Source organism: Candidatus Symbiopectobacterium sp. NZEC135 (assembly GCF_025962695.1).
The window spans coordinates 20,670-27,947 of record NZ_JAGFPF010000055.1; the positions used below are offsets into that span (position 1 = coordinate 20,670).

Here is a 7,278-nt window from a genome sequence, read left to right on the forward strand (position 1 = left end):
CGTCAGGGAAATGAACCACACAAACTGCCATTAAGAGGGCAGTTTGTGTGTTCAATGAAAGCCTTGAATAGCACTGTGTGATAATTAGCGTTCCCGCAGTGCTTCGGCATTTGCACGGATGATGGGTTTAAGTAAATAACTCAGAATCGTTTTCTTTCCGGTAATAATGTCTACGGATGCGACCATACCGGGAATAATCACCAGAGGCTTATCTTCAGTGCCCAAATAATTCTTATCTGTGCGCAACCGAACGATATAAAAGCTGTTGCCTTCCTTATCGGTCATGGTGTCAGGGCTAATTTGTTCAACTTTCCCTTTTAATCCGCCATAGATTGTATAATCGTAGGCTGTCAGTTTGATAATGGCATTCTGGCCTGGGTGAAGAAAGGCAATATCTCGCGGTGAGATTTTTGCTTCAACCAATAAATTTTCATCCAGTGGAACAATTTCTACGATGTCGTTTCCTGGTTGGATAACACCACCAATGGTATTGACCATCATCTGCTGCACAATACCTTTTACCGGAGAGACCACCAGAGTACGGTTCACGCGGTCTTCCAGCGCCTTACCCGTGGCGGCTATCTTGTTCAGGTTGGTTTGTGCTTCATTCAACTGTGATAACGCGTCGCTTTTATAGCGTCCGCGCGTTTCCTGAATCTTGTTTTCAATTTCCTTGATGGCAGAGTCAGCGCGAGGAATCGACAGTGTCATGGATTCCAACTGCCCTTGGGTTTCCACTTCGGCCCGTTTTAAGCGCAGCACTTCAACTTTGGATATTGCACCCTCGGCAATCAAAGGCTCTGACATTCTTATTTCTTGTTGCAGTAAATTGAGGCTATTACGAAATTGCGTCTGCTTGGCCACATAATCGCGCTGCTCCTGTTTTTTCTGTACCAGTTGTTCTTCCAGACCAGAGATCTCATTGCGAAATTGTTGGCGTCTGCTGTTGTACAGGTCCATTTCACCTTGGGCGATAGCCGGGGCTTTTTCTTTGATTTCTGCTGAGAGGTTTAATTCACGATCGTTGATTTCAGCCGTCAAGCGTTCGATACGCGAGAGTAGCCCTAGCCTGTCAGCCTCCGTTTCGCCAACGTTTGAGGCGAAGCGCGTGTCATCGAGTCTCAGTAACGGATCGCCCTGATTAACGATTTGCCCTTCGTGAACGTAAACCTCAGTGACGATACCGCCTTCCAGGTTCTGGATTTTTTGCAGGCGGGATGACGGAATGGCCTTACCATCGCCGCGTGTGACTTCATCAATACTGGCAAAAGCGGCCCACAAGATGAAAAACAGGAAAAAAAAGAAAATTGCCCACAGCGTAATTCGAATCGCTTTCGGGGAATCTTCCAGCATCGCGCGACTGACTTCAGGGATCGCCTGAAGCGTTTCCCGATCCCTGCGGGAGAAATAGCGAAGGAAATCCGCGGTGCGTTTAGCGAGATGCATTGATCTGTCCTTTCTTTAACGCATCCATCACGATAGCCTTCGGACCATCGGCAATAATGCGGCCTTTATCGATAATAACTAAACGATCTACCAGGGCCAGCATGGAGACGCGATGTGTCACCAACAGCAGCGTTTTGTTTTGCAACACTGGTTGTAATGCCTGTTTTAAACGGTCTTCGCTGGTGTTGTCCATTGAACTGGTGGGTTCATCTAACACAATGATCGGCGGATCGAGCAACAGTGCGCGCGCGATGGCGACGGCCTGACGCTGACCGCCAGAGAGTTGCATGCCGCGCTCCCCAACCTGTAAGTTGTAGCCATCCGCATGTAGGCGCGCGAATTCGTTGACACCGGCGATTTCGGCGGCGCGCAGCATGGATTCATCATCAATATAGCGAGCACCGCTGATCAAGTTATCACGCAGGGTGCCACTGATCAGTTGAATATCCTGCGGCACATAGCCAATGTTGTGGCGCAAATCGCTGACATCCAACTGACGTGTGTCCACGCCATCGATCAAAATATTCCCTTCGCTTGGGGGATACAGATTGACGATCAGTTTTTCCAGCGAACTTTTGCCTGAACCGCTGCGGCCAATGATGCCGACTTTTTCGCCTGCGGCGATAGCGAGGTTGATGCTATGCAAAGAGCGGTGCTTCTGCTCGGGGTAACTGAAGGTCACGTCGCGGAATTCCAGGCCGCCTTGAATTCGTTCACGTTTGAGTGGTCGCTCATTCTCCTGGCGCTCTTGCGGCAACTGCATCATCTCTTCCGTGGTCGTCATGGTTATCTTGGCCTGCTGATAACGCGCCACCAGACCCGATAGCTGACCAAGGGGCATAAGTGCGCGGCCACTGAGCATATAGCTGGCAATCAATCCGCCCATACTGAGTTTGCCATCAATCAACAGGTAGACGCCCGCGATAATCATCACCACACCGGCGATTTGCTGGAACCCCAGCGTCAGGTTGACCGCCAGCGAAGAGAGCGCTTTGGCGCGCATTTCCAGTCGACTGAGACTGCCCAGTGTTTGTTCCCAACTGTGCTGGCGCTCACTCTGAGCATTGTTCACCTTTAGCGCATCCAGGCTGCTGAGCGTTTCTATCAGGGTAGCTTGACGCTCGCTGGCCAGCTCCATCGTTTTACTGATGGTGGCAACCAGCGGTTTTTGCAGCGCCCAGCTTACGGCTAAGGCAATAGGGTAGGTGAGTATTGGCACCCACACCAGCGGACCACCAATCAGGCCAATCACCACCAGCAGCAGCAGCGTGAACGGGAAATCGATCAGCGTGGTCAAGGTCAGCGATGAGAGGAAATCTCTCAACGATTGAAATTCATGAATATTTTGCGCAAAACTGCCTACGCGGGCGGGTCGCGCAATCATCGACATCCCAATGATGCGTTCGAACAGCGAGGCCGAGATGATCAGATCGGTCTTTTTTCCTGCCATATCGAGGCAAATGCCACGCAGCGTTTTCAGGATAAGATCGAAAATAAACGCACCAATAACGCCAATCGCCAGCACCCACAAGGTTGCGGTTGCTTGATTGGGCACCACCCTGTCATACACATTCATCACGAACAGTGGCGTGGCGAGCGCGATGATATTGATAATAAAACTGGCCAGTACCGCATCGGCATACAGGAAACGTGACAGCTTGAGCGTGTCCTTGAACCAGGACTTAGTGCGTGGAATCAGTGATTCATTTTGGATATCAAAGGCGTGTCTCGGTTGTGCAAACAGCACCAGACCAAGATAATTTTGCTGAAGCGTGTTGCGATCGACCTGTATCTCGCCGCCTTCCGTCTCACTCGGCATGATGCGTGCTGAACCATCGTCGTTCCAGCCAAGCAGCACCGCCGAACGGCCTTCTCGCAGCAATAACATGGCAGGCAGTGACATATCGGGAATGCCATCCAGCGGGCGTTTTAATACCCGGCCTTGTAACCCTGCTCGGCTGGCTGCGCGTGGCAGTAATGTCACCGTCAGGCGCTGTTTTGCCAAAGGAAGACCCGCAGTGAGCGTCGCGCGACTCGCAGATTTGCCCTGTAGCGCGCATAAAATCAACAAACCATCCAGTAACGGATCGTCATGACGGGTGCGAGGATCGTTGTGTTCATGCGCAACGGACGCTTCCTGAGTATCGATATCCTCGACGGAATGTAACTTCATCTCACTGATCTTCCCTTACACAACACAGTCCGCCGTGCTTACCACACGCATGATACGTGAGGTAAAACACGGCAGACAAACGAGTCACGGCCTCGTGCAACCCACTGTCGTTTCCGACGCAGATGCTAGTTTAATGAAGGCAAATCCACATCTGCCGTGACGTTATCTAAACTTTGTCCTGCTGTTGGGCTCTGAATAGAAAGGTTGCGCAGCAGGTCTCCCATTCTGGCCTTGATACGATACTCGGTAAACCTCTCAATGAATTGAATCTCTACCAGACGACGCTGTGCGGTGAGAAGCTCATTTTCACTGTCCAGCAAATCCAGCAGTGTGCGTTCGCCAATGCTGAATTGTTTTTGGTAGGCCGTGCGAACTTTCATACTGCGATCGGCATACTCGGCGGCGATGGGGATTTGCTGGCGGGCATTATTCAGCGCCGTCCAGGCAAGACGCAGTTCTTCGTTCAACTGACGCAGCGTGTTGTTGCGAATATCCTGCGCCTCTTTGATTTGATACGCTTTTGCATCTGCGTTGGCCTTGTTACTTCCCCCTTGATAGAGGTTGTAACGCATTCTGACCATTGCCTGCCACTCGTTGCTCTCTCCGCGCGTGCCATCCACGTTGTTGTTCATGGTGCGGTCCAGTTCAACATTCACTCTAGGGTAATAAGAAGACTTTGCCGCTTCATATTGTTTTTGTGTTGCTGTGATGTCAGATTCTGCGGATTTGAGTATCGGGCTGTTGGTGAGCATAACGCGTCGGGCTTCTGCTAAAGACGCGGGCATGGTCAAAATTGACATATCCGGCAGTGTGAGGTTGTCCGGTTCGCTGCCTGTTACACTAAAGTAGTTAGTTTTTGCGTCATCAAGATTGGTCTGTTCGGTCAGCAGATTATTTCTTGCCTGCGCCAGGCGCGCTTCTGCTTGTTCGAGATCCGCCAAACGTGCAACGCCTTGCTGGCTGCGCAACCGAATTTGATCGTAGATACGCTCATGGTTAGCGAGGTTATTTTGTGCCAGTTTGACGAATTCTGCCCGTTGCAGCACATCGAGATATACTTGAACCGCGTTCAGGGCCACGTTCTCAGAGGTATTAAGCACCTTATAGGCACGAGAATTAACGGTAGCTCGCTGCCGACCGACTTCACTCGACGTGGCAAATCCGTCAAACAGTGTTTGTTGCAAGGTGATGCTGGATTCGCTGCGTTGTAGTTCCTTTTTGCCGCCGCTGGCGCGTGTAGAAACTGTGTCTGTTTCCTCGCGTCCGGTACCTGCGTTTAAGTTGATTGACGGCAGATATCCACCTTTGGCGGAGCGCAAATCATGATCGGCGGAGAGACGACTGTTTACCGACGCACTAACTTCGGGGTGCGTGGCAAGAGTTTGTTTGATTACATCCTGTAAAGTCGCGGCGCTGGTGGGCTGTGCGACCATAATCCCTAAAGGTAAAAAAGCGTATCGAAATACAGGTAGCATAATGCTGTTTTCCTTTATGGCATGTAAACGCTGTGATTAATTTGAATGCTTGGTTTTTTTTGTGATTATTCCTAATTTTATCTCACGCACTTTTTTCTCAATAGCACACCGTGAGAGTTTTAAAACTCCTTTATGATCAGTTGATTGTATTGTTATCTCATTCTGATTCAATGTTTGAGAAATATTTGATGCTCTTTTGTATTAAAGTTTGTAGCAAGAATATTCCGAATTTTTTATGATTATGCTTAGCGAGTCAAGTGATTGACGTCTATACCGTCATTTTTTGCTCTGGCAAACCGGTTTTCTCCATCATGGTTAACTCATTAGCATACTAATTGGTTAACATTTCTGGAGCGCTTTTTTTTGCTTAAGCAAGTGTGCGGTCAACGTGCGTTGATTGATGACTACACAGTTTCAAGGCCAGGAGAGCTAATCGCAGATTTACCCATCAGGATGATGTTGATATCCCCTTACAACAACTCAATATCTGTATAAAAATAATTATAGATATCAAGGAGAAGCCGTAGTGAATAGCGTAATCGGTATCATTAAATTCGTTATCGGGCAAGTCTTCGTCATTTCTCTTGATGGCACACAGCGGTTATTAACAGCAGGTGACAAAATTTACCGTGGCGAAGAAATCGTCACGGGTGGCGACGGTTCCGTGTCTATCACGTTGCCGGATGGAAAAACCCTGGATGTTGGGAGAAACAGCCAGTGGAGTGACAACACCAGCGTGGTGCCGCAGGCTACCGCGCAAGATGCTCAGGATGTGGCAGCGTTACAGGATGCCATCGCACAAGGCGCCGACCCTACTCAAGTACTGGAAGCGCCAGCAGCGGGTAATACTGACATTGGTGAAGCAGGCGATGGTGGTGGCAGTCAGGCGGAGGTTGTGCTTGACCTGACGGGGCAGATTGTTGCTCCAACCTCAGGCTATGAAACCCAAGGGTTAGCATTTGCAGCCACATCTACCGACGACCTGACTGGCGCTGACGCTACAAATCTCGCCGCCGCAGCCAGCAGCGAAACGACACCTGATACTACACCTCCAGCGTTGACCATTGTTATCAATCCTGATGGCTCGGTGACCTTCACGTTTACCAAGCCGCCAGCCGGTTTTGATGCCAGTGATGTGAGCGTGAGCAACGGTACGTTAACCAATCTGGTTCAGGACCCCACTGATCCTACTCGCTGGACGGGCACGCTCACCCCAAATCCCAATTTCGAAGGGACGGTCACTGTCACCGTTCCTGATGGTTCATATAGCGATGAAAACGGCATTCCCGGTACCGGCGGACAGGATTCGGTAACCGTTGATACGTTGCCACCTGATGCAAGCATTACGATCGATCTTATTGCCAGTGACGATGTGGTTAACGCTGAAGAGGCTGGGCAGAGTCATACTATTGGCGGGACGGTATCGGGTGACGTGAAGGCGGGTGATACCGTCACCGTGACGATTGGCACTGAACGTTATACCACCACGGTGAATGCGGACGGTAAAACGTGGAGTGTCGACGGCGTGCCGGGTAGCGTGCTGGCAAGTAACAGTGCCGTCAACGCCTCTGTGACCACGTCGGATGAGGCGGGTAACCAGACTACTGCCAATGCTACGCGCCCTTACGGTGTCGATACGACTGCGCCTGACGTTGCGATTACCCATTTTGCCGGCGACGACGGCTATATCAATACCGCCGAATCCAAAGCCACCCCGGTAAGCGGCACCAGCAGCGAGAAGACGGTAGATCTGGTGTTTACTGACGCCAACGGCAAAACCGTGGAAGTGAAGAACGTCTCCGTGGTAGACGGCAAGTGGAGCACCACGGCGGACCTGAGCGATCTGGCGGAAGGCAAGGTGGACGTCAAGGCCACCGCCACTGACCCGGCGGGCAATCAGGCGCACGACACTGCCAGTTCTACGCTGGACGTAACCGGTCCGAGTGTCGATATCGAGCACTTTGCCGGCGACGACGGCTACATCAATACCGCCGAGTCGAAAGCCACGCCGGTAAGCGGTACCAGCAGCGAGAAGACGGTGGATCTGACGTTCACGGACGTGAACGGCAAAGTGGTCACGATGACCGGTGTCACGGTGGTAGACGGTAAGTGGAGCACCACGGCAGATCTGAGCGATCTGGCGGAAGGCAAGGTGGACGTGAAGGCCACCGCCACTGACCCGGC

The 7,278-nt window shown here is 51.2% G+C and carries 4 protein-coding genes; 1 reads left to right on the top strand and 3 read right to left on the bottom strand.

Going from position 1 to position 7,278, the window contains the following annotated elements; genetic code table 11:
* Positions 1 to 84: 84 nt before the first annotated feature.
* The 3 genes from J5224_RS19470 to J5224_RS19480 form a co-directional block, all read right to left on the bottom strand.
* Positions 85 to 1,446, bottom strand: coding sequence for an HlyD family type I secretion periplasmic adaptor subunit (locus J5224_RS19470; RefSeq protein ID WP_264626921.1), 1,362 nt, complete (start codon positions 1,444 to 1,446; stop codon positions 85 to 87).
* Positions 1,433 to 3,619, bottom strand: coding sequence for a type I secretion system permease/ATPase (locus J5224_RS19475; RefSeq protein ID WP_264626922.1), 2,187 nt, complete (start codon positions 3,617 to 3,619; stop codon positions 1,433 to 1,435). Before J5224_RS19475 ends, J5224_RS19470 begins: the two co-directional genes overlap by 14 nt.
* 125 nt (positions 3,620 to 3,744) lie before the next feature.
* A complete protein-coding gene (locus tag J5224_RS19480; protein ID WP_264626923.1) occupies positions 3,745 to 5,094 on the bottom strand; it encodes a TolC family outer membrane protein in 1,350 nt (449 codons plus the stop codon).
* Between the two features lie 526 nt (positions 5,095 to 5,620).
* Here J5224_RS19480 and J5224_RS19485 point away from each other — a divergent pair.
* A partial coding sequence (locus J5224_RS19485) for a retention module-containing protein (protein WP_264626924.1) occupies positions 5,621 to 7,278 on the top strand: 1,658 nt, incomplete at its 3' end.

What these genes read in the sequence shown, in the direction of transcription:
- J5224_RS19475 (WP_264626922.1), bottom strand. Translation starts at nt 3,619, where the DNA reads ATGAAGTTACATTCCGTCGAGGATATCGATACTCAGGAAGCGTCCGTT.
- J5224_RS19480 (WP_264626923.1), bottom strand. Translation starts at nt 5,094, where the DNA reads ATGCTACCTGTATTTCGATACGCTTTTTTACCTTTAGGGATTATGGTC.
- J5224_RS19470 (WP_264626921.1), bottom strand. Translation starts at nt 1,446, where the DNA reads ATGCATCTCGCTAAACGCACCGCGGATTTCCTTCGCTATTTCTCCCGC.